Genomic DNA, 21184 nt, shown 5'->3' on the forward strand with positions numbered 1-21184 from the left:
ATTTTTCTTACTTTTTTGATTGTTCGAGCGTTTTTTGTTCAAAACACCCCATTTTCACTAGTATTCCCCTTAATTAAAGGCTTAAGGTGCCTATATAAAGGAGGATTTATGAGTTCAATACGCAGTTATAAAGGAATATCCCCTCAGATTGGACAAGGTGTTTATATAGATACAAGTTCTGTGCTGGTTGGTGATATCAAAATCGGTGACGACTCTAGTGTGTGGCCTTTAGTTGCTGCTCGAGGAGATGTGAACCACATTCATATTGGAGATAGAACAAATATCCAAGACGGCAGCGTTTTGCACGTCACCCATAAGAATGCAGAAAACCCAGAGGGTTATCCTCTACTAATAGGTAATGATGTCACTATCGGGCATAAAGTAATGCTGCATGGCTGCACCATTGAAGATCGTGTACTTGTTGGTATGGGAGCTATCGTGCTCGATGGCGTGGTTATTAAAGAAGATGTGATGATTGGTGCTGGTAGCTTGGTTCCGCCTAATAAGGTACTTGAAAGCGGTTATCTCTATGTAGGAAGCCCAGTAAAACAAGCACGCCCATTAAATGATAAAGAGCGTGCCTTTTTACAGAAGTCAGCTGACAACTATGTTCAGAATAAAAACGACTACCTAGACTCTGTGTTGCCAGTCTAAAGCACTTTGATCTGAATCCGATTAGAGGAGTCATACTCCTCTTCTTCTATTAACTCTTCAGCTAGATCTTCAATATCAAAACGTAACTCTGAAAAGATAACTAAAGCTTGATCGCCTTCTTCTATATCTCTACCTGCCAATCGAGACAGCTCTTCAATAGACATAACACACTCAATCAGTGCGCCAGACTGCTGTGCTGGGAAGATGATTGATTGACTTTCTTCATCCCAATCTTGGATATCAGGAAATAGAATTGATTGATTCATTTTTTATAAATACCTCATTACATCTCTAGGTTTTTACGTAGTTCTCTTAAAATCTGCTTTGTTCCCGGACGAAGGCCACGCCAAAGCATAAAGCTCTCTGCTGCCTGCCCCACTAACATACCCAAGCCATCATAAGCAGCATGAACACCATTATCTAATGCCCACTGATTGAATACCGTGGTGCCCGATCCGTAAACCATGTCATAAACGGCGCTATTCGAATTGAAGATAATCTCAGAAACTTCAGGAAGTTGACCACTTAGACCAGACGAGGTCGAGTTAATGATGACATCAAACCCTTCATTAACATCGCTTAACCCCATTCCTTTGATGTTTCCATGTGAAGAAAACATCTCGGCCAGAAGTTCAGCCTTTGAACTGGTTCGATTAGCGACTACCAACTGTTGTGGCTTTTGGTCGAGAAGAGGTTGAATTACTCCTCGAGCAGCACCACCAGCGCCAAGCAGAAGAACGCGAACCCCTTCGAGCATAACTTGATGTTGAAGAAGGTCTTGAACTAAACCCTCACCATCGGTGTTATCACCAATGATGTCTCCATCATCGAGCTTCTTAAGTGTGTTTACAGCACCGGCTAGTTCAGCTCTTTCAGTCAGGCGATTAGCGAACTGATAAGCATCTTCTTTAAATGGCGCTGTGATATTACACCCTCTACCACCTTCATTAAAAAAAGCTTGAGCAGCAGTGATGAATTCACCTTGTTCTGGCTGGAGTGCTGTATAGGTAAGTTGTTGGCTGGTTTGGCGAGCAAATAATGTGTGAATGAATGGCGATTTGCTCTGCCCAATAGGGTTACCGAAAACGGCATAACGATCTACTTGCTGTGTCATATCCTTACCTAACAGAAATAATAAAAAGGGTCATCTATATAGATGACCCTATCACTATCCCTATAAGGAAGGAAGAACTACCAAACTCGAGGTTTTAGGTAGTCACTATAAAGCAGAGCTTCTGGTGAGCCTGCTTGTGGCTCGTAGCGATATTCCCAACGAGCCAACGGCGGCATAGACATCAATATAGACTCTGTACGCCCACCGCTTTGTAGACCAAATAGGGTGCCACGGTCGTACACTAAGTTAAATTCAACATAGCGACCACGACGATAAAGTTGGAAGTCACGCTCACGCTCACCATAAGACGTCTCTTTGCGTCGTTCTACAATGGGTAAATAAGCGGCTGCAAAACCTTCACCGACCGCCTGCATATAAGCAAAGCTCTTATCGAAACCCCACTCATTCAGATCATCAAAGAACAGACCACCCACACCACGTGTTTCATCTCTATGTGGAAGATAGAAGTACTTATCACACCATTCTTTGTGCTCTTGATAAACATCGTCACCAAATGGCGCACAAAGATCTTTGGCTGTTTGATGCCAAGATTGGCAGTCTTCGTCGACAGGATAAAATGGCGTTAAGTCAAAACCACCACCAAACCACCAAATCGGATCTTCCCCTTCTTTTTCTGCTATGAAGAATCGAACATTCGCGTGTGAGGTAGGGATATATGGGTTTTTAGGGTGGATAACTAATGAAACCCCCATCGCCTCAAACTTACGTCCGGCTAATTCAGGGCGATGAGCTGTAGCTGAGGCAGGCATAGCCTTACCCGCTACGTGAGAGAAGTTAACCCCACCTTGCTCAAAGACCGCACCGTTGGTCATCACGCGAGTTCGACCACCGCCACCAAGGCGTTCGCCAGATTCACGCTCCCATGCATCTTCTTCAAACAGTGCTGTGCCATCAGCTTGCTCAAGCTGTTGGCAAATCGAATCTTGTAGGCTCAGTAAAAACTGTTTTACTGCTTCTTTATCAATTGCTGACATCTTTCTTCCTTTGCAGGGTTTAACCCTGTCTTAATATTTTCGACGTTTTTGCATCTCTAATTTCGCTTGGCTTCTCACGACCACCCGTTTGACCTTCGAGAATGGCCACCAAATGTTGACCCAGTTGCTGTTGAACTTCTTCAGTCGTCATACAAGGTGGTTCACCTGTCAGGTTAGCACTGGTCGAGGTTAACGGCTTACCGAATTCATTACACATTCTTTGAACCAAAGGGTGATCCGTCACTCGTACCGCGATAGAATCGAACTGGCCGCTGACCCAGTCAGTCACTTTGCTGCTGGTTGGCATGATCCAAGTGACTGGACCTGGCCATGTTGCTTTTACAGTCGCTAACTGCGCTTCCGTCAACTGGCTTTCGTCAATATAGGGCAGCAACTGCTCGTAACTCGCAGCAATTAGGATCAACCCTTTCTCCATCGGTCGCTGTTTTAAATCGAGCAATTTCTTGATGGCTTGTGGATTATCGGGATCACAACCGACCCCAAAAACGCCTTCTGTCGGGTAAGCAATGACTTCACCTTGTTGTAATGCCTGCAAAGTATGTTGAAAGTTATCCAAGGGTTGCCTCATTAATTCTGTTATCGAACTCACTAAGTGTACAAATTATCATTCACTGTGACTAAAGCTATTTGTTTATAAAATGTATCAATTAACAACTTAGACTGACGCAAACGTTTTCCTTGGGCAGTTTTACCCGTATAATGCGCGCAAAATATCTAATCACTAATTAAATCGTACCTGAAGGAGTTTGAGATGACTGTCGGTATTATCATGGGTTCTAAATCTGATTGGCCAACAATGAAGCTAGCTGCAGAAATGTTGGATCAGTTTGGCGTGGCGTACGAAACAAAAGTGGTTTCTGCTCACCGCACACCTCAGTTGCTTGCTGACTACGCAACCAGTGCGAAAGAGCGCGGTATTAAAGTGATTATTGCTGGTGCTGGCGGTGCTGCGCATCTTCCGGGCATGGCTGCAGCTTTCACAAGCGTACCTGTTTTAGGTGTTCCTGTTCAGTCTAAAGCACTGAAAGGCATGGACTCACTGCTTTCTATCGTACAAATGCCAAAAGGTATCGCGGTAGGTACTCTGGCTATCGGTGAAGCTGGTGCTGCTAACGCTGGCATCCTAGCCGCTCAAATCATTGGTACACACAATGAAGAAGTGATGGCGAAAGTAGAAGCGTTCCGCTCTGAGCAAACAGAAACGGTTCTTGCTAATCCAAACCCTGCAGAGGACTAATTCCCATGCATGTTCTTGTGTTAGGCGCAGGCCAACTTGCTCGCATGATGTCCCTAGCTGGGGCACCGCTGAATATTGAAATTTCTGCTTTTGATGTTGGCAGCAAAAATATTGTTCACCCATTAACGCAAGCGATTCTAGGCAGCGGCTTAGACAATGCGATTGAGCGTGCGGACGTCATTACTGCTGAATTCGAGCATATCCCTCATGATGTACTTGAGGTGTGTGAGCGCAGCGGTAAGTTCTTACCGACAACAGAAGCAATCAAAGCTGGCGGTGACCGTCGCCTCGAAAAAGCCCTATTAGGCGAAGCAAGCGTGAAAAATGCTAAGTACTACGTGATTAACTCTCACGAAGACTTTGACGCTGCGATTGCTCACGTAGGCTTGCCAATGGTCTTGAAGAGCACACTTGGCGGCTACGATGGCAAAGGTCAATGGCGCTTAAAGACATTAGACAATGTTGATGCGACTTGGACAGAAATGGCCGAGTGCATTGCCGCAACAGACAACCAAGCCATTGTGGCTGAAGAATTCGTTCCGTTTGACCGCGAAGTATCACTGGTTGGTGCTCGTGGTACCAATGGCGAGATTCAAGTGTATCCACTGGCTGAGAATGTTCACACCGACGGCGTGTTGAGCTTATCAACAGCCATTGATGACATTGAACTGCAAGAGCAAGCGAAAACCATGTTCACCGCTGTTGCAGAACGTTTGGATTACGTTGGCGTGCTAGCGTTAGAGTTCTTTGATGTTAAAGGTTCACTGCTGGTTAACGAAATTGCACCACGTGTTCATAACTCTGGCCACTGGACACAGCAAGGCGCTGAAACTTGTCAGTTTGAGAACCACCTACGTGCTGTGTGCGGTATGCCACTAGGCAGTACTAAACTGATTCGCCCAACCGCAATGATCAACATTCTTGGTGAAGATACCCTACCTGAGGCTATTCTGGCTCAAGGTGGCTGTCATGTTCATTGGTATGGCAAAGAGAAGCGTGCAGGTCGTAAGATGGGCCACATTAACGTGAGCGCTGACTACAACGCAGAGCTGCAAAGAGCGTTATGCTCACTGGCAGACATTCTCGATAAGCAAGCCTACCCTGCTGTGCATGAGTTTGCTGAGCAAATGCAGTAAGCCTACATTGGCTTATTGATATAAAAAGTTCATTGGATATAAAAATGGCGCTCAGTGAGCGCCGTTTTTTTTGTCTATAACATCAGGTTATTGAGATTGAATGTGATGACACTTGCGATCAGCACATTGCTTCTTAGTGCCACTGGCCGTTTTCTTCTCCAGCAACAGCGGGAACTGACACTGTTCACAACGACCAATAACAGGTGGCTGATTAACGGCGAACTTACACTTAGGATAGTTATCGCACGCATAAAAGGTTTTGCCATAGCGAGATTTACGCTCAACCAAATGGCCTCTGCCACACTCAGGGCAAGCAACAAGTGGCTGCTCTTCAGGTTGTTCTTTTGGTTGGTCCAAAGATTCGATGTGATTACACTTTGGGTAGCTACTACAACCAATGAACATCCCAAAGCGACCTTGCCTTAATACCAGTTCGTTTTGGCATTTAGGACACGGCACACCCAGCTCTTTCACTACGTGGCCATCGTTCTGATGCAGAGGCTTGATGTAATCACAGCTAGGATACTGCTTACAGCCTAAAAATGGGCCGTGCTTACCATGGCGAAGCTGAAGCTCTCCACCGCACTGTGGACATGGTTCATGCTCTAATGCATGTCCATGTGCTGAAAAAAGCTGATTATCAATCTTACTACTCATGACAAGCCTGTATTAATGCAAGATACCTTGCTCTTTGGTGTACAACAGCTCTTCCATTTGCGTGTAAGCACTTTCATTACCCGGCACATTAAATAGCACCATTAAGATAATCCATTTCAGATCATCCAATTCAAATTCGTTTGTCTCAAGCCCCATCACACGATCAATCACCATTTCACGAATCTCTGTCGTGAGTACGTTGATCTGTTCAAGGAACAATAAGAAACCTCGGCATTCCATATTAATACGTGAAATCTCTCGACTGGTATAAATACGCATCGAGGTATTGGAACACATAGTAATTGCCGCTTGGTTCTCGGTATCTTGCAATGCCGCAAGATCTTCTAACCAATGGAGGGCCTTATAAATATCATCTTGGTGAAACCCTGCTCGAAGAAGCTCATCTTCCAGCTCATCTTGATCCACCTGCAATTCAGAATCGCTATGGATGTAGGTTTCAAACAAGTACATCAGTATGTCCATCATCATAGCTTAGCCTCTCCCCTTTCGAATATAGCCACCGGAAACTGCAACAACATGCCCTGAGAGCTCAAGCTCTAAAAGCTGCATCATGACCTCATGCACAGGTATATGGGTTCTCTGTGCCAAAATATCAACGGGTGTCGCCTCTAACCCTACGTTAGCTAACAGCTGTGGAAATGGCAATTGTTCATTTTCCCCCATACTGGGCGTAGGTTCGAACAAGCTGGGTTGCTGATCGATAGACCAGTCTAACAGACTCTTTATTTCAATCAGAACATCTTGTGCACTCTGTACCAAGCATGCTCCAGCTTTGATTAAGCTATTACCTCCACGGCTGGTTGGGTTATGAATAGAGCCAGGAAGCGCAAACACCTCTCGGCCTTGCTCCATGGCATAGCGAGCTGTAATCAAAGAACCACTCTTCTCAGCCGCTTCAACCACCAAGGTTCCGAGCGATAACCCACTTATAATACGGTTACGGCGAGGGAAATGTTCAGGTCGTGGTTTGGCACTTGGGCGAAACTCTGAAATCAATGCGCCATTTTCACAGATCCTATCGGCTAAATTTCTGTGTCGCGCAGGATAAATGGAATCCAATCCAGAACCCAATACAGCAAAAGTTTCCCCTCCTTTATCTAGAGCACCATCATGAGCATAGCCATCGATACCGAGCGCTAAGCCACTGGTGACAATCAAACCGTTTTGGACGAACTCTTTGGCGAACGACTTCGCGGTTTGCAACCCTTCGAGACTGGCATTGCGACTGCCGACCATAGCGATTTGAGGCTCAATCAGTTTTTCAACGTGACCTTTAACGAAAAGCACGCTTGGCGCGGAGGCGGTCTCATTCAGCAGTTTGGGATAATGCGAGCAATTCGGGGTAATGATGTGATGGTTGGGTTGTCTTGCTTGCCACTCTAGGCAAGCCTCCACTTCTCTTGGGGCTTGCTCTCTTAGATAGGCAATTTGCTTGGCAGACAAACCAAGCGCTTGCAGTTGCTGACTTGAGTAACCAACAATATTCGAAGGGGAATCAATACTCAGCAGTCGAGAAAGGCGCTTGCCACCCAATTGCGGAACAAAACTTAGAGTTAACCAAGCACTCAGTTGTTGCTCATTCACTCGGTGCCCTTAGCTTCTTCCTTCAAAGCCAGATCCAAAGGCGATACCGCCAGAATATCATTACTAACCGGTTTTGAGCTCTGAGTGATCAAGGCCAAGCTAAAATACTCATAAGGACGAATGACCATCAAACTACCAAGTGAGGTACTTGGCAACTGCACCTTATCGCTCGCAGCAGACTCTTTGTAGCTGTATTCGCCTTGCTTACCAAACACCACAGCGCCGCTTTCACTGAGCGTAAACATAGAGCCTTGGCGAAGATTGTCCTGTGAGCCTCTATTAATAACGACCACTTGATTCTTTGCACTGTATTGGCTGCCATCTAATGAACCCAAGATATTAGCAAACTGCCCCGCAGCACTAGGCGCTGGATAAAATGTGGTTGAGAGCTTCACCTGAGCAACGCCAAGTTCTGGTAACACGAGGTCATTAAGTAACACCTCTTGCAGTTGAGTCTCTATCTGTAAACTACTGAACTCAGCATCCACCTCTTTCAAGCGCGCCGTGGCGACCAAACGCAAAGAGGTAATACTCGCTTGATGTTGTTGCCTTTGATAAGTCTCGACGGCACGGTAGATACCCCATTTTTGATGCTGCTGGTTTCCCGAAATAAACAATCGGTCTTCACCCGATAAGAAGCGTTTGCCATCACTGGTCCCTAACACTCGTTGCGCTGACTGGATATCTTGCTGCTCAACCAAGCGGTCAGATTGTAGATACGGTAGAACAAGCCCCTCATTCACGGTAGGTACTGCTTTCTTCTCTGATACACGAATCTTAGGGCTTAGCTTTATGACGGGTTTGAGGCTCAACACAGGCTCGCCATTAATCCAAACTAGAGACAATTTATCTCCAGGGTAAATAAGGTGAGGGTTTTCTATTTCAGGGTTTACCTGCCATAGCCTTGGCCACAACCAAGGGCTATCGAGATACATCGCGGAAATATCCCATAAGGTATCCCCCTTAACCACCACATATGCCTCGGGTGCGCCTTGTTTAATGGTTAAAGGTTGCTCACTATTTTTAGCCATAACGGCGAACGAAAGCGAGGCACAAATAAGAGAAAAAGTGGGAGAAAAATGACGCATGACCTAGGTTCCTTGGTCTGAATATATGACATCTGATTAGAGAATTAACTTCAGGATGCTGTCATTTGACCTCTAAAATGTCTAGAATTGAGCCAACAAGGTTTAAGCTGTTTCGGCACAGTTCAATATTTCGAGTGTATATGTCTGTATTACAAGTATTAACATTACCAGATGATCGTCTACGTACCGTGGCGAAACCGGTAAAAGAAGTTACCCCAGAGATTCAAAAGTTCGTTGATGACATGATTGAAACCATGTACGACGAAGAAGGTATCGGCCTTGCTGCAACGCAAGTAGATTTCCACCAGCGCATCGTTGTTATCGATATTTCAGAAACACGTGACGAGCCTATGGTTCTGATCAACCCTGAAATTACCGACAAACGTGGCGAAGATGGTATCGAAGAAGGCTGTCTATCTGTACCAGGCGCTCGAGCTCTAGTCCCTCGCGCTGCAGAAGTAACGGTTAAAGCATTAGACCGTGAAGGCAACGAATTCACATTCGACGCTGACGACCTTCTGGCTATCTGTGTTCAGCACGAACTTGACCACCTAGAAGGCAAGTTGTTTGTTGATTACCTATCGCCACTAAAGCGCAAACGTATTCAAGATAAGCTAGCGAAGATTAAACGTTTCAACGAGAAACAAGGTTAATAACCGCTGCTATTACTAAATTAAGAAGGAAGTCTACCTTGGGTCAATCTTTAAGAATTGTCTTCGCAGGTACTCCGGATTTCGCCGCCCGTCACTTGGCGGCGTTGTTGTCTTCGGAGCATGAAGTTATTGCTGTTTACACACAGCCAGATCGTCCAGCAGGCCGCGGTAAAAAACTGACTGCGAGCCCAGTAAAAAACATCGCACTTGAAAACAATATTCCGGTTTACCAACCAGAAAACTTCAAGTCAGATGAAGCTAAGCAAGAGCTAGCAGATTTGAATGCTGACATCATGGTTGTTGTCGCTTACGGCTTGCTTCTTCCACAAGCTGTATTAGATACGCCTCGCTTGGGTTGTATCAACGTGCATGGTTCTATCCTACCGCGCTGGCGTGGTGCTGCTCCGATCCAACGCTCTATCTGGGCGGGCGATAAAGAGACTGGCGTAACGATCATGCAGATGGATATCGGCCTAGATACCGGGGATATGCTAAGCATCGCAACGCTACCAATCGAATCTACAGATACCAGTGCGTCAATGTACGAAAAGTTAGCTGGTCTTGGTCCTGATGCGCTTGTTGAGTGTTTAGCTGACATCGCTTCTGGTAAGGCTGTTGCTGAGAAGCAAGACGACGAACTTGCTAACTACGCGAAGAAGCTGAGCAAAGAAGAAGCTAAAATTGATTGGAATGACAGTGCAGAACACATCGAACGTTGTGTGCGCGCTTTCAACCCGTGGCCAATGAGTCACTTTGCGATTGTTGATAGCAGCTCTAATGATGAAAAAAGCATTAAAGTTTGGCAGACGCGTGTTGATGAAGAATCGACATCTGCGCCAGCTGGCTCAATCATCAAAGCAGATAAGACTGGTATTTATGTTGCGACTGGCGACAAAGTACTAGTATTGGAACAGCTACAAGTTCCAGGCAAAAAAGCTATGTCAGTTCAAGACATCTTGAACTCACGTGCAAGCTGGTTTGAAGTTGGTACTCAACTCTCTTAACCGCTTTAAAGCTACTCAATAGGCACTTAAAAACGTGTAGCTTGTAAAAACACAGTTTAGAAAACCTTTACGAGGGCAGAGATGCCCTCATGTATTCAAATAAATATTCGGTACCCCTCATGAATGTTCGCGCTGCTGCTGCAAATGTCCTATTCCAAGTTGTCGATAAAGGCCACTCTCTTTCACACGCTCTCCCTGCGGCTCAAAAAACGATCCGTCCGCGAGACCATGCTCTACTGCAAGAGATTTGCTACGGCGCACTTCGTTACCTGCCTCGCTTGGAGTCAATCGCTAACGAACTGATGGAAAACTCGCTTAAAGGTAAAAAGCGCGTATTCCACCACCTGATCTTAGTAGGCATTTACCAGTTGAGCTTTATGCGCATTCCTTCGCATGCTGCCGTTGCTGAAACAGTTGAAGCAACCAAAACACTGCGCGGCCCAAGCCTGAGTGGTTTGATCAACGCAGTGCTTCGCAGCTACCTGCGCGATCAAGAAGAGCTAGATGAGAAAGCCGTTAGCCACAATGCGGGCAAATACAGCCATCCAAGCTGGATCCTAAAAATGCTTCAAGAAAGCTACCCAGATCAGTGGGAGCAATTGGTTGAAGCAAACAACAGCAAGGCACCAATGTGGCTGCGCGTAAACCGCCAACACCACACTCGTGACGAGTATATTGAACTGCTTAAAAACGAAAACATTGAATACACACTGCACCCTGAAGCAGCTGATGCCATAAAATTAGCCTCACCTTGTGACGTTACTTTGCTTCCTGGCTTCGACAGAGGCTGGGTATCGGTGCAAGATGCTGCAGCTCAGCTTTCCGTTGATTTCCTAACACCAAAAGATGGTGAGCTAATCCTAGATTGCTGCGCAGCACCTGGTGGCAAAACTGCACACATTCTTGAACATACTCAAGACACTGAAGTGGTTGCAATCGACAGTGATATTAAACGCCTAGACCGCGTTTACGATAACCTTGAACGCCTACAACTGCGTGCCGACGTAATCTGTGGTGATGCTCGCTACCCTGAAGAGTGGTGGACAGGCAGTCAGTTTGACCGCATCCTACTTGATGCTCCGTGTTCAGCGACGGGTGTAATCCGCCGTCACCCTGACATTAAGTGGCTACGCCGTGCCTCTGATATCGATGCACTAGCAGAGCTGCAAAGTGAGATTTTGGATGCAATGTGGCGCCAGCTAAAAGAAGGCGGCACCATGGTTTATGCGACATGTTCTATCACGCCGCAAGAAAACGTGCTGCAAGTGAAAGCATTCTTAGAGCGCACCGAGAACGCAACGCTAGTTGGGTCTGATATCGAAAAACCGGGTCGTCAAATACTACCTGGTGAAGAAGATATGGATGGCTTCTACTACGCAGTTCTAGTAAAACAGGCATAACAACTAACAGCGGCTAAGAATTTATTTCTTAGCCGCTGTTTCTTTCTAGTGCATTATCAAAGCGAAATGAGAGCACTAGAATTACAACGGCAAAAAATAAGAGAAAGGCTATGAAGATCATTATTCTAGGTGCTGGACAAGTTGGCGGTACCCTTGCTGAAAACCTAGTGGGTGAAAACAATGACATCACGATCGTCGACCGTAATGCCGACCGACTGCGTGAACTTCAAGACAAATACGACCTTAGGGTTGTAAACGGTTATGCCAGCCACCCGAACACACTACGTGAAGCGGGCGCGCAAGATGCCGACATGTTGGTTGCCGTAACCAACATGGATGAAACCAACATGGCCGCATGTCAGGTTGCCTTCTCTCTGTTTAATACGCCAAACCGAATTGCACGTATTCGTTCTCCAGAATATCTGGAAGAGAAAGAAGCGCTCTTCAAATCAGGCGCTATTCCTGTCGATCACCTGATTGCACCCGAAGAACTCGTAACCAGTTACATCGAGCGTCTGATTCAATATCCAGGTGCATTGCAGGTTGTGAGCTTTGCTGAACAGAAGGTTAGCCTAGTAGCAGTAAAAGCTTACTACGGTGGCCCACTGGTCGGTAACGCACTGTCTGCTTTGCGTGAGCACATGCCGCACATTGATACTCGTGTAGCCGCTATCTTTCGTCAAGGTCGCCCTATTCGCCCACAAGGCACGACCATCATTGAAGCCGATGATGAGGTTTTCTTTGTGGCTGCGAGTAACCATATCCGCTCAGTGATGAGTGAGCTTCAGCGCTTAGAGAAACCGTATCGTCGCATCATGATTGTTGGTGGTGGTAACATTGGTGCAAGCTTGGCAAAACGCCTTGAACAGAGCTACAGCATTAAACTTATCGAGCGCAGCTACACTCGCGCCGAGAAGCTATCTGAAGAATTAGAAAACACCATCGTATTCTGTGGTGATGCAGCCGACCAAGAGCTGCTGACCGAAGAGAACATCGATCAAGTAGACGTATTCATTGCCCTAACCAATGAAGATGAAACCAACATCATGTCAGCCATGCTGGCGAAGCGAATGGGTGCCAAGAAAGTAATGGTGCTGATTCAACGTGGCGCTTATGTCGACCTTGTTCAGGGTGGCGTGATTGATATTGCGATATCTCCACAGCAAGCGACGATTTCTGCGCTACTTACTCACGTTCGTCGTGCTGATATTGTTAACGTATCCTCTCTACGTCGCGGCGCTGCAGAGGCGATTGAAGCCATTGCTCACGGTGACGAGACCACCTCTAAAGTCGTTGGCCGAGCGATTGGCGACATCAAACTGCCACCGGGCACCACTATTGGTGCGATTGTTCGCGGAGAAGAGGTGCTTATCGCGCACGATAGAACCGTAATCGAACAGGATGACCACGTAGTGATGTTCCTAGTGGACAAGAAATACGTACCGGATGTTGAGTCTCTATTCCAACCGAGCCCGTTCTTCTTATAGCCTTGTTCTCGTAAGCTTCTTCTCGCAGCTTTCTTCTTGTGAGAACGACGCTCCGGCTCAAAGCGATGGTCAATTAAGCTATGGTCAACTTTCGTCCGATATTATTAGTGATAGGGTTAGTGTTATCAAAACTCGCCCTTTTCATGTACATCCCTACATTGGTTGCCTTTTTCACAGGCACCGGTGGCTTCCTCGAGTTTGGTCAATCGGTAGTGATCACGCACATTGTGGCGTTCATCTGCTTGAGCTTGGGCCGCTCCGCTAAGTTCCGACTTGGGGTGCGGGACATGTTCCTTATCACCTCTTTGGTTTGGACAATTGCCAGCGCCTTTGCCGCCCTGCCATTTGTCTTCATTAACCACATCAGCTTTACAGATGCCTACTTCGAAACCATGTCAGGTATCACCACGACAGGCTCAACCGTATTAAGCGGCTTAGACAGCATGGCACCAAGTATTCTGTTGTGGCGTTCTATACTGCAATGGTTAGGCGGTATCGGCTTTATCGTGATGGCGGTAGCGGTTCTACCAATGCTCAACGTTGGTGGTATGCGCCTGTTCCAAACTGAATCATCCGATTGGTCAGATAAAAGTAGCCCACGAGCGAAAACAGTCGCGAAAAACATCGTGGCGGTTTATTTGGTTCTGACTGGCTTATGCATCATTAGCTATCTGTTTGCAGGCATGGGCATCTTTGATGCGATCAATCACGCGTTCACAACACTGTCGACGGGGGGGTACTCAACATCAGATGGATCAATGAACCACTTCTCCAACAGTGCTCACTGGGTAGGAACACTGTTCATGTTCCTTGGCGGCCTGCCGTTCTTACTGTTTGTTAGCGCACTACGAGGCCGAAAGCTCTCAATACTCTACAAAGATGCGCAAGTAAGAGGTTTTACATACCTATTCTTGGTCACCAGCGCCGTAATATCGACATGGCTGGTGGTTAGAGATGGCTACACTGTTATGGATGCGATGCGTGTTTCGATGTTCAACATCGTATCAGTCGTCACCACAACCGGTTTTGGCTTAGAAGACTTCACCGCGTGGGGTGCACTGCCAACCACCTTGTTTGCATTCCTAATGATGGCAGGCGCTTGCTCGGGTTCAACCTCTGGCGGTATCAAAATCTTCCGCTTCCAGATCGCGATGACCATGCTCCACAAACAAATGATGAAGCTAATTCACCCATCGGGCGTCTTTGTTCAACGCTACAATCAGCGACCTGTGAATGACGACATTGTGCGTTCACTCGTGGCATTTGGTTTGATGTTCTTTATCACGATTATCTTAATTGCTGGTGGTTTGAGTGCGATGGGGTTAGACCCAATAACAAGCATCTCAGGCGCTATCACAGCCGTTGCCAACGTGGGCCCGGGAATGGGGAGCGTGATCGGTCCAACCGGGAACTTTGCTCCACTGCCAGACGCCGCTAAATGGTTGCTAAGTTTAGGCATGCTAATGGGACGACTCGAGATACTGACGCTCATTGTTCTATTTTTCCCAGCCTTTTGGCGACGCTAATTCCGCGAATATTTAAGGAAACACAGATGAAATCATACGTACTTCTCGCTAGCGCATTGCTCGCAAACTCAGTATTCGTAAGTTCTGCCTTTGCTGATCAAATGGTCACATTGTCTGATGGTAAGCAAGTGTTACTAAAAGACGATTTTACTTGGCAGTATGTGAGTAACGCATCATCGAATGCAGAGTCAGCATTGACGAGTATTCCTGTAGCCAAAAACACACGCGGTACCACAATCAAGATTGGAGACACCAAGCCAAGCTTGCAGCTTTCCAAATCAGGTGTGGACGTTTTGATTGGGGCAGGACTCTACGAGAATGAACAGCTAATCTTACCAATTTCAGTCACTAACCAAAGCACAGAAGCCGTCGTGCTAGTGACGCTAAATATCACTGTCTACTCACCAACGGGTGAGCTGCTGCATCAAGGCAGTATCAACACTTGGCAATCCATTAAGCGCCTTGCTGATACCTACCTTCGACCACAAACTTCGGCAGAAGGTAAATACTTAGCGATCGATGTTGATAAGTATCCTGAATATAAAATAGACGTGGAGATCACTGACGTTTCTACCCGTTAGGGGCATACCGGTTCAATCAAAACTAAACCGGTGTCACAAACAGATAGATAGCGAAGAAATGGCAAGCGCAGCCCGCCAATACAAACAAGTGCCAGATGGCATGGTTATAAGGGATGCGTTTTGCCACATAGAAAATCACACCCAGCGAGTAAATCACTCCGCCAACTGCCAGTAACACCAAACCACCTATATCGATATTCATCGCTAATTGATAAACAACTATCAAAGATAGCCAACCCATCGCTAGGTAAATGAACAGCGATAAACGCTTGAATCGATAAACGAAGGCTATCTTCATGATGATGCCCACTAGCGCAATCCCCCAGATCACCACCATCAAGCCCATCGCTAATGGAGTTCTTAAGCCCACTAAGAGAAACGGCGTGTAACTGCCCGCAATCAACAAATAAATAGCACAGTGGTCAAGGGTTTTGAGTAAGCGCTTGGTTTTCTCAGTGGTGATAGAGTGGTACAACGTGGAGGCGAGAAAGAGCAGAATAATACTGCTGCCATACACCGCCATACTAGCAACAGTTAGCATGTCGGCTTGGTAATCAAACGCACGAATAAGCAGCAAGATCAGACCAACCACGCCGAGCACAACGCCCAAGCCATGGGTTATTGCATTAGCGCGTTCTTCGATGTCACTGTATTCGCTGGCTGATGATGCAGACATGAATATCCTACTAGAGTAAATGTTCGATTGACCCAGTATTGCACATTAAGCTTACACGTGTAAGCTTAAATTTTTATGACACCTTTTATGACATTAATGGCGCCTGAAATATGTAATGAGGCTAAAAGATCCAAAACTAAATAACCAAAGAGTTAATTAAAGGGTTATAGGAACTAAGAGGCGTTATCTAGATATTCAAGTACCATCTTGCCAGCATCTTGTGGTGAGGTATCCAGTGGCACACTCAATTGACGCTGTAGCTTACCAACGCCTAGCAAGCTAGCTAACATGCCTTTTGCACCATCGCGATTTCTATCAATCTCGAACCACAACTTCAGCTCTGTTTCATCACGATGAGCCACCACTTCCAATTCACGCCAACGGCCATGATAAGGACCCGTCGTCGGCACAAACTCAAACTCTTGTACAAACGGCAGTTCAAAGCCTTTGACCGCTTCACATTCCACTTGACGAATACGCAGGCCTTGAGCTTCAAGCTCGTTAAAAATACCATCGAGCAGTGGGTCGGGACGAACCGTTAAGGTGTCTTTATCCGATGGGTCAATCGCCATCGCAATATCCAACCCGGTTTCCAGCCATACCTTTGAATCACCAATCGTAACCGGTGTGTTCAGTGGCACATCAAACTCACATTCAAAGTCACGGGTTTCACCCGGTTGAATCACAAAGGCATACGGCAAGCTCCATTTTGCCAGCGAGTATGTCTGGTGCATTCGGCGTTTATGACCGCCCTCTTGCCCTTGCGAGTTCGCGGTAACTTCTTTGACGTAGCGACAGCATAAGTTGAGATCAATGTTATCGATCTCCTGCGGCTGAGCACCTCCGTAGACATGTACAATAATGCTCGCCTTCTTACCTGGATAAAGCACTTCCTGTTGCAATACAGAATCCACCTTGGCAGATCCAATTCCAAAACTTGCTAACGTTTTCTTTAAGAACGACATATGCACCTCCTTTAAAACATCATCTTAAGCCTGAAAGAGGTTCAAACTCAAATATACTGCTCACACTATTTTAGCTCTAATATCGTTTAATTATCACTCAGGCGTCGATCGATAACTTAGATAGTGATAATCTAACCCTTGATATGCATGCATATCATTATCCTGATTTATTTTTCGGATTGGCGAAAGCCAGACGAGTGACGCTTCAAGCAATTGAGGCGGAGCTCATGATAAATCAGGCCATTAGATTGGCAATGGATATGCCTGACCGTTAGGTAAATTAATGCGCCCAACAGCTGTCAGGTTCTCGCACACCAACCGTAGTGCGATGCGTCGTCGTAGTGGCTTTGTTGCTGCTCCAACGGCTAAGAAATTGGCTCCTACAATGACTCTCGTTGAGAAGGCTGCTTTATTAGCACCGACTGCAACAAAAGTAATTAAAGCCGCTTAACAAAAAGCGCAGTTTTTACTGCGCTTTTTTCTTGCCCGCTCCCATCTTGAAATGTGTTTACACATTGGTATTCCCTACCCGATTTGATACCTTAGCCACAAATCATTATAAAATTTGTGGAGAAATAAAGTATGAAGTGTCACCGCATTGAAGAACTGCTTGAGCTGATGGAACCTGAGTGGCAGAAAGATCAAGAGCTTAACCTGTTAGAATTCATCATTAAGCTATCAAAAGAAGCGGGCTACCAAGGTAAGCTTGAAGATCTAACTGACGATGTTCTTATCTACCATCTAAAAATGCGTAATAGCGAAAAAGATGAAATGATCCCAGGTCTTAAAAAAGACCAAGAAGATGATTTCAAAACCGCAATTCTAAAAGCGCGTGGCCTTCTTTAGTCGCCTATTTATTTAGGGCTCAATTGCCGTATAGATAAAACACTCAATGTTTAAAAGCGACCACTCGGTCGCTTTTTTGTTTCTGTTCGCTATTTTTTCGTCACAACTGTTATGACTTTTGTTGTTAAAGGTTGATAGCGTTAAAGAAATGAGAACAAGATTGTCGCTATAATCGCCATCCATAAGAATCTTCTAAAATAATAAGAGTGAGTGCGATACCAACAAATGCACCAAGCTCAATTTCTACAGGTTCTCTAAACCATACTTTCAAGTAATGTCGTCATGCTCGAGTTAACCGGGCAAACAAGCCACAAAAAGGATAGTCCATGAGTCAGGATAAAATCGATATCAAAGATGTGACTCCTAAAACCTTTAACCCAAAAACACATAAAGGTAATGGAGATCGATTTAACCCAAGTAACCGAATCTATGTTCGAGAAAGCAAAGGTAAATTCCAACAACTTCGTCGTTACGGCGGTTGGTTCTTACTTTTACTTTTTGCGCTTATCCCATGGATTCCATTCGGTGAACGACAAGCGATCTTGCTCGATATCGGCAGTCAACAGTTCAACTTCTTTGGTACAACCCTATACCCACAAGATCTAACGCTACTCGCTATCCTCTTCATGATTGCGGCGTTTGGCTTGTTCTTCATAACCACCTTCTTAGGGCGAGTCTGGTGTGGTTATTTATGCCCGCAAACCGTCTGGACCTTCATGTACATCTGGTTCGAAGAGAAACTGGAAGGTGCTGCCAATAAGCGAAGAAAACAAGACTCAGGCAAACTGACGAGCAATTTAATTCTCAGAAAAACTATCAAGCACATCGCGTGGTGGGCGATTGCGATTGCGACGGGCTTAACCTTTGTCGGTTATTTCATCCCAATCAAAGAGCTGGTGGTTGGCTTCTTTACCTTTAACTCGACTTTCTGGCCAGTGTTTTGGGTATTGTTCTTTGCTGGGTGTACTTATGCGAATGCCGGATGGATGCGTTCTATTGTTTGTCTGCACATGTGTCCTTACGCGCGTTTCCAATCAGCAATGTTCGATAAAGATACCTTCATCGTGGGTTACGACACTGAACGAGGTGAAAGCCGCGGCCCTCGCTCTCGTAAAGCCGATCCAAAAGAACTTGGTCTAGGCGACTGTATTGACTGTAATTTATGCGTTCAAGTGTGCCCAACGGGTATCGATATTCGTGACGGTCTGCAATACGAGTGTATTAACTGTGGCGCGTGTATTGATGCTTGTGACAACACCATGGAACGTATGGGTTATGAGAAAGGTCTGATCAACTACACCACCGAACATAGGCTTGAGGGGCACTCAACCAAGGTGATGCGTCCTAAGCTCTTGGGCTATGGCGTAATACTAATCGTTATGTTGGGACTGTTTTTCGCACAAATCGCGAGTGTTGATCCTGCAGGCTTAAGCGTTCTGCGCGATAGAAACCAACTATTTAGAATCAATAGCCAAGGGCTTGTCGAAAATACTTACAACTTGAAAGTCATCAACAAGACTCAGCAAGAGCAAGAGTACAAACTTGATGTCAGCGGGCTGCCGGATTCTATCTGGTACGGCAAACAAACGATTACCGTAGACCCAGGTGAGGTTTTAAACCTTCCTATCAGTTTAGGCGTCGATCCAGAAAAACTGAGCTCACCAGTTTCGACAATTCAGTTTATACTCTCGGATAATGAAGAGTTTACGATGAAAGTCGAAAGCCGCTTTATCAAAAAGCTCTGATACCAGTCACCTTAGTGCTAGGTACAACAACCCAATAAATGGAAAAAGGCTCAGTAATGAGCCTTTTTTATTCTATGACGATGCAAGCCTTTAACTTTGATAACCTGACTCCTGACTTCATGTGGTACGCACTGGAGAGTATTGGAGTCCGTGCTGAATCCGGGCTTCTCGCTCTCAACAGTTACGAAAATCGAGTGTATCAATTCACCGATGAAGACCGTAAACGCTACGTCGTTAAATTTTATCGTCCGCAGCGCTGGAACAAAGCACAGATCCAAGAAGAGCATGACTTCGCACTCGAGCTTATCGAACAAGAGATGCCAGTTGCACCTCCAATGCGAATCAATGGCGCAACCTTACATGAATATCAAGGCTACCTATTTGCCTTATTTGAAAGTGTTGGTGGCAGACAGTACGAAGTCGACAATCTAGACCAATTGGAAGGCGTTGGGCGTTTTCTTGGGCGTATTCATAAAGCCAGCGCAGGAAGAACATTCCAGCATCGCCCGACCATCAGCTTAGACGAATACCTTTATCAACCACGTAAAATTCTAGAGAACTCTCAGTTTATCCCGACACACCTAGAGAACGCGTTCTTCAATGATGTCGACCTTCTGATCAAAGAGCTAGAGAGCCAGTGGCCAAGCAATATTGAAAATATCCGCCTGCATGGTGACTGCCACCCTGGCAATATCTTATGGCGTGACGGGCCAATGTTCGTCGATCTTGATGACGCACGTAACGGCCCTGCGATACAAGATTTGTGGATGCTGCTTAACGGCGAGCGTCAAGATAAGCTAATGCAACTGGATATTCTGCTAGAGAGCTATCAAGAATTTTGCGATTTTAATACCGCGCAACTGAAACTAATCGAACCACTACGCGGTCTACGTATGGTGCATTACATGGCATGGTTGGCGAAACGATGGAACGATCCTGCATTTCCTCTAGCCTTCCCATGGTTTAATGATCCAAAATATTGGGAGCAACAAGTACTTGCTTGTAAAGAGCAAATTGCTACCCTGCAAGAGCCACCACTTTCGTTAATGCCTCAGTGGTAACAGCAATCGCAACACAACTAGATAAAAATTCAAACATAATGGAGATTGGATAAATGAAAAAGCTATTCGCATTTTTCTCATTGATCATGTTGAGCCTTTCAGCTCACGCTGCGAAATTTAACGAAGGTGAACACTACAAAGTTCTCGATCTAGAAGCATCAAAAAAACCAATGGTGACAGAGTTCTTCTCTTTCTACTGCCCACACTGTAATAGCTTTGAACCAATCATCCAGCAGCTAAAACAACAGCTACCAAAAGACGCTAAGCTACAGAAGAACCATGTTTCATTCATGGGTGGCAACATGGGGCTGCCAATGAGCAAAGCTTACGCAACCATGATTGCCCTGAAAGTTGAAGATAAAATGGTGCCAGTGATGTTTAACCGCATCCACACCATGAACAAGCCACCACGCGATGAAGCAGAATTGCGTCAAATCTTCCTAGACGAAGGCGTTGATGCTAAGAAATTCGATGCGGCATACAACGGCTTTGCAGTCGACTCTATGGTTCGCCGCTTCGACAAAGCATTCAAAGACAGCGGTCTTTCTGGTGTTCCTGCGGTCGTCGTTAACAACCGCTATCTAGTCGACGCTCAAGGTATCAGCTCTCTCGATGAGTACTTCGAGCTCGTTAACTTCCTACTTAAGAAGTAACGTATTGATTAAAGGAAGCTTCGGCTTCCTTTTTTGCACTAGTTCAAAAATATTCATAGATAAACAATCATCCTGAAAAC

24 protein-coding genes are annotated in these 21184 nt (G+C 45.8%); 14 read left to right on the forward strand and 10 right to left on the reverse strand.

The window, feature by feature from the left end; genetic code table 11:
* Positions 1–108 precede the first annotated feature (108 nt).
* Positions 109–654 (forward strand): gamma carbonic anhydrase family protein, encoded by a 546-nt coding sequence (locus ACED25_RS12310; protein WP_012605080.1) that lies wholly within the window; start codon positions 109–111, stop codon positions 652–654.
* On the opposite strand, the gene ACED25_RS12315 is transcribed toward ACED25_RS12310, so the two are convergent.
* From ACED25_RS12315 to ACED25_RS12330, 4 genes are all read right to left on the reverse strand, one after another.
* Positions 651–920: a DUF1488 domain-containing protein gene (locus tag ACED25_RS12315; RefSeq protein WP_017109651.1), complete on the reverse strand. Its 270-nt coding sequence runs from the start codon at positions 918–920 to the stop codon at positions 651–653. The two genes, ACED25_RS12310 and ACED25_RS12315, sit on opposite strands and share 4 nt — an antisense overlap.
* A gap of 17 nt (positions 921–937) precedes the next feature.
* Positions 938–1768: a shikimate dehydrogenase gene (gene aroE / locus ACED25_RS12320; RefSeq protein ID WP_371695387.1), complete on the reverse strand. Its 831-nt coding sequence runs from the start codon at positions 1766–1768 to the stop codon at positions 938–940.
* Positions 1769–1845: 77 nt separating this feature from the next.
* Entirely contained in the window at positions 1846–2763 is a 918-nt protein-coding gene (gene hemF / locus ACED25_RS12325; protein WP_269337194.1) for an oxygen-dependent coproporphyrinogen oxidase, read from the reverse strand.
* Between the two features lie 19 nt (positions 2764–2782).
* On the reverse strand, positions 2783–3340 hold the full coding sequence (locus ACED25_RS12330) for an L-threonylcarbamoyladenylate synthase (protein WP_029223376.1): 558 nt from the start codon (positions 3338–3340) through the stop codon (positions 2783–2785).
* A 195-nt stretch (positions 3341–3535) separates the two neighbouring features.
* Here ACED25_RS12330 and purE point away from each other — a divergent pair, with 195 nt between their 5' ends.
* On the forward strand, positions 3536–4021 hold the full coding sequence (gene purE / locus ACED25_RS12335; protein ID WP_004735777.1) for a 5-(carboxyamino)imidazole ribonucleotide mutase: 486 nt from the start codon (positions 3536–3538) through the stop codon (positions 4019–4021).
* A gap of 5 nt (positions 4022–4026) precedes the next feature.
* Entirely contained in the window at positions 4027–5157 is a 1131-nt protein-coding gene (locus ACED25_RS12340) for a 5-(carboxyamino)imidazole ribonucleotide synthase (protein WP_371695388.1), read from the forward strand.
* Between the two features lie 87 nt (positions 5158–5244).
* Here ACED25_RS12340 and ACED25_RS12345 read toward each other — a convergent pair whose 3' ends face one another.
* From ACED25_RS12345 to ACED25_RS12360, 4 genes are read right to left on the reverse strand one after another with little or no spacing between them, the layout of a single operon-like run.
* The gene (locus ACED25_RS12345) at positions 5245–5814 is read right to left on the reverse strand and encodes a type I DNA topoisomerase (protein ID WP_371695389.1); all 570 of its coding nucleotides are present in this window, start codon (positions 5812–5814) and stop codon (positions 5245–5247) included.
* Between the two features lie 12 nt (positions 5815–5826).
* Entirely contained in the window at positions 5827–6303 is a 477-nt protein-coding gene (locus tag ACED25_RS12350) for a DUF494 family protein (RefSeq protein WP_059022081.1), read from the reverse strand.
* A gap of 3 nt (positions 6304–6306) precedes the next feature.
* Complete coding sequence (gene dprA / locus ACED25_RS12355) at positions 6307–7419, reverse strand: DNA-processing protein DprA (protein ID WP_004735773.1); 1113 nt, start codon at positions 7417–7419, stop codon at positions 6307–6309.
* Positions 7416–8507 carry a LysM peptidoglycan-binding domain-containing protein gene (locus tag ACED25_RS12360; RefSeq protein ID WP_371695390.1) on the reverse strand — a complete coding sequence of 364 codons (1092 nt, stop codon included), beginning with the start codon at positions 8505–8507 and terminating at the stop codon, positions 7416–7418. Before ACED25_RS12360 ends, dprA begins: the two co-directional genes overlap by 4 nt.
* A gap of 140 nt (positions 8508–8647) precedes the next feature.
* Here ACED25_RS12360 and def point away from each other — a divergent pair, with 140 nt between their 5' ends.
* From def to ACED25_RS12390, 6 genes are all read left to right on the forward strand, one after another.
* Complete coding sequence (gene def, locus ACED25_RS12365) at positions 8648–9160, forward strand: peptide deformylase (RefSeq protein WP_004735769.1); 513 nt, start codon at positions 8648–8650, stop codon at positions 9158–9160.
* Between the two features lie 38 nt (positions 9161–9198).
* Positions 9199–10164: a methionyl-tRNA formyltransferase gene (fmt, locus tag ACED25_RS12370; protein ID WP_017103142.1), complete on the forward strand. Its 966-nt coding sequence runs from the start codon at positions 9199–9201 to the stop codon at positions 10162–10164.
* A 119-nt stretch (positions 10165–10283) separates the two neighbouring features.
* Complete coding sequence (gene rsmB, locus ACED25_RS12375) at positions 10284–11564, forward strand: 16S rRNA (cytosine(967)-C(5))-methyltransferase RsmB (protein WP_371695391.1); 1281 nt, start codon at positions 10284–10286, stop codon at positions 11562–11564.
* Positions 11565–11644: 80 nt separating this feature from the next.
* On the forward strand, positions 11645–13051 hold the full coding sequence (trkA, locus tag ACED25_RS12380) for a Trk system potassium transporter TrkA (RefSeq protein WP_371695413.1): 1407 nt from the start codon (positions 11645–11647) through the stop codon (positions 13049–13051).
* An 80-nt stretch (positions 13052–13131) separates the two neighbouring features.
* Entirely contained in the window at positions 13132–14577 is a 1446-nt protein-coding gene (locus ACED25_RS12385) for a TrkH family potassium uptake protein (protein WP_009848099.1), read from the forward strand.
* Between the two features lie 26 nt (positions 14578–14603).
* Positions 14604–15158 carry a DUF3157 family protein gene (locus ACED25_RS12390; protein WP_009848100.1) on the forward strand — a complete coding sequence of 185 codons (555 nt, stop codon included), beginning with the start codon at positions 14604–14606 and terminating at the stop codon, positions 15156–15158.
* A 22-nt stretch (positions 15159–15180) separates the two neighbouring features.
* On the opposite strand, the gene ACED25_RS12395 is transcribed toward ACED25_RS12390, so the two are convergent.
* Complete coding sequence (locus ACED25_RS12395; RefSeq protein ID WP_371695392.1) at positions 15181–15834, reverse strand: hemolysin III family protein; 654 nt, start codon at positions 15832–15834, stop codon at positions 15181–15183.
* Between the two features lie 173 nt (positions 15835–16007).
* Positions 16008–16799, reverse strand: a complete 792-nt coding sequence (locus tag ACED25_RS12400; RefSeq protein ID WP_009848102.1) for a sporulation protein — start codon at positions 16797–16799, stop codon at positions 16008–16010.
* Positions 16800–17082: 283 nt separating this feature from the next.
* Here ACED25_RS12400 and ACED25_RS12405 point away from each other — a divergent pair, with 283 nt between their 5' ends.
* From ACED25_RS12405 to ACED25_RS12425, 5 genes are all read left to right on the forward strand, one after another.
* A complete protein-coding gene (locus tag ACED25_RS12405) occupies positions 17083–17250 on the forward strand; it encodes a hypothetical protein (RefSeq protein WP_009848103.1) in 168 nt (55 codons plus the stop codon).
* A 131-nt stretch (positions 17251–17381) separates the two neighbouring features.
* On the forward strand, positions 17382–17645 hold the full coding sequence (locus ACED25_RS12410) for a YihD family protein (protein WP_371695393.1): 264 nt from the start codon (positions 17382–17384) through the stop codon (positions 17643–17645).
* Between the two features lie 326 nt (positions 17646–17971).
* Positions 17972–19390, forward strand: a complete 1419-nt coding sequence (ccoG, locus tag ACED25_RS12415) for a cytochrome c oxidase accessory protein CcoG (protein WP_017098109.1) — start codon at positions 17972–17974, stop codon at positions 19388–19390.
* Between the two features lie 74 nt (positions 19391–19464).
* A complete protein-coding gene (locus ACED25_RS12420) occupies positions 19465–20451 on the forward strand; it encodes a serine/threonine protein kinase (protein WP_009848107.1) in 987 nt (328 codons plus the stop codon).
* Between the two features lie 53 nt (positions 20452–20504).
* Positions 20505–21104, forward strand: coding sequence for a thiol:disulfide interchange protein DsbA/DsbL (locus tag ACED25_RS12425; RefSeq protein ID WP_012605095.1), 600 nt, complete (start codon positions 20505–20507; stop codon positions 21102–21104).
* The last annotated feature ends 80 nt before the right edge of the window (positions 21105–21184 follow it).

The sequence above is a fragment of the Vibrio sp. 1F263 genome (genome assembly GCF_041439035.1).
In the GTDB taxonomy this organism is placed as follows: Bacteria; Pseudomonadota; Gammaproteobacteria; order Enterobacterales; family Vibrionaceae; genus Vibrio; species Vibrio tasmaniensis_A.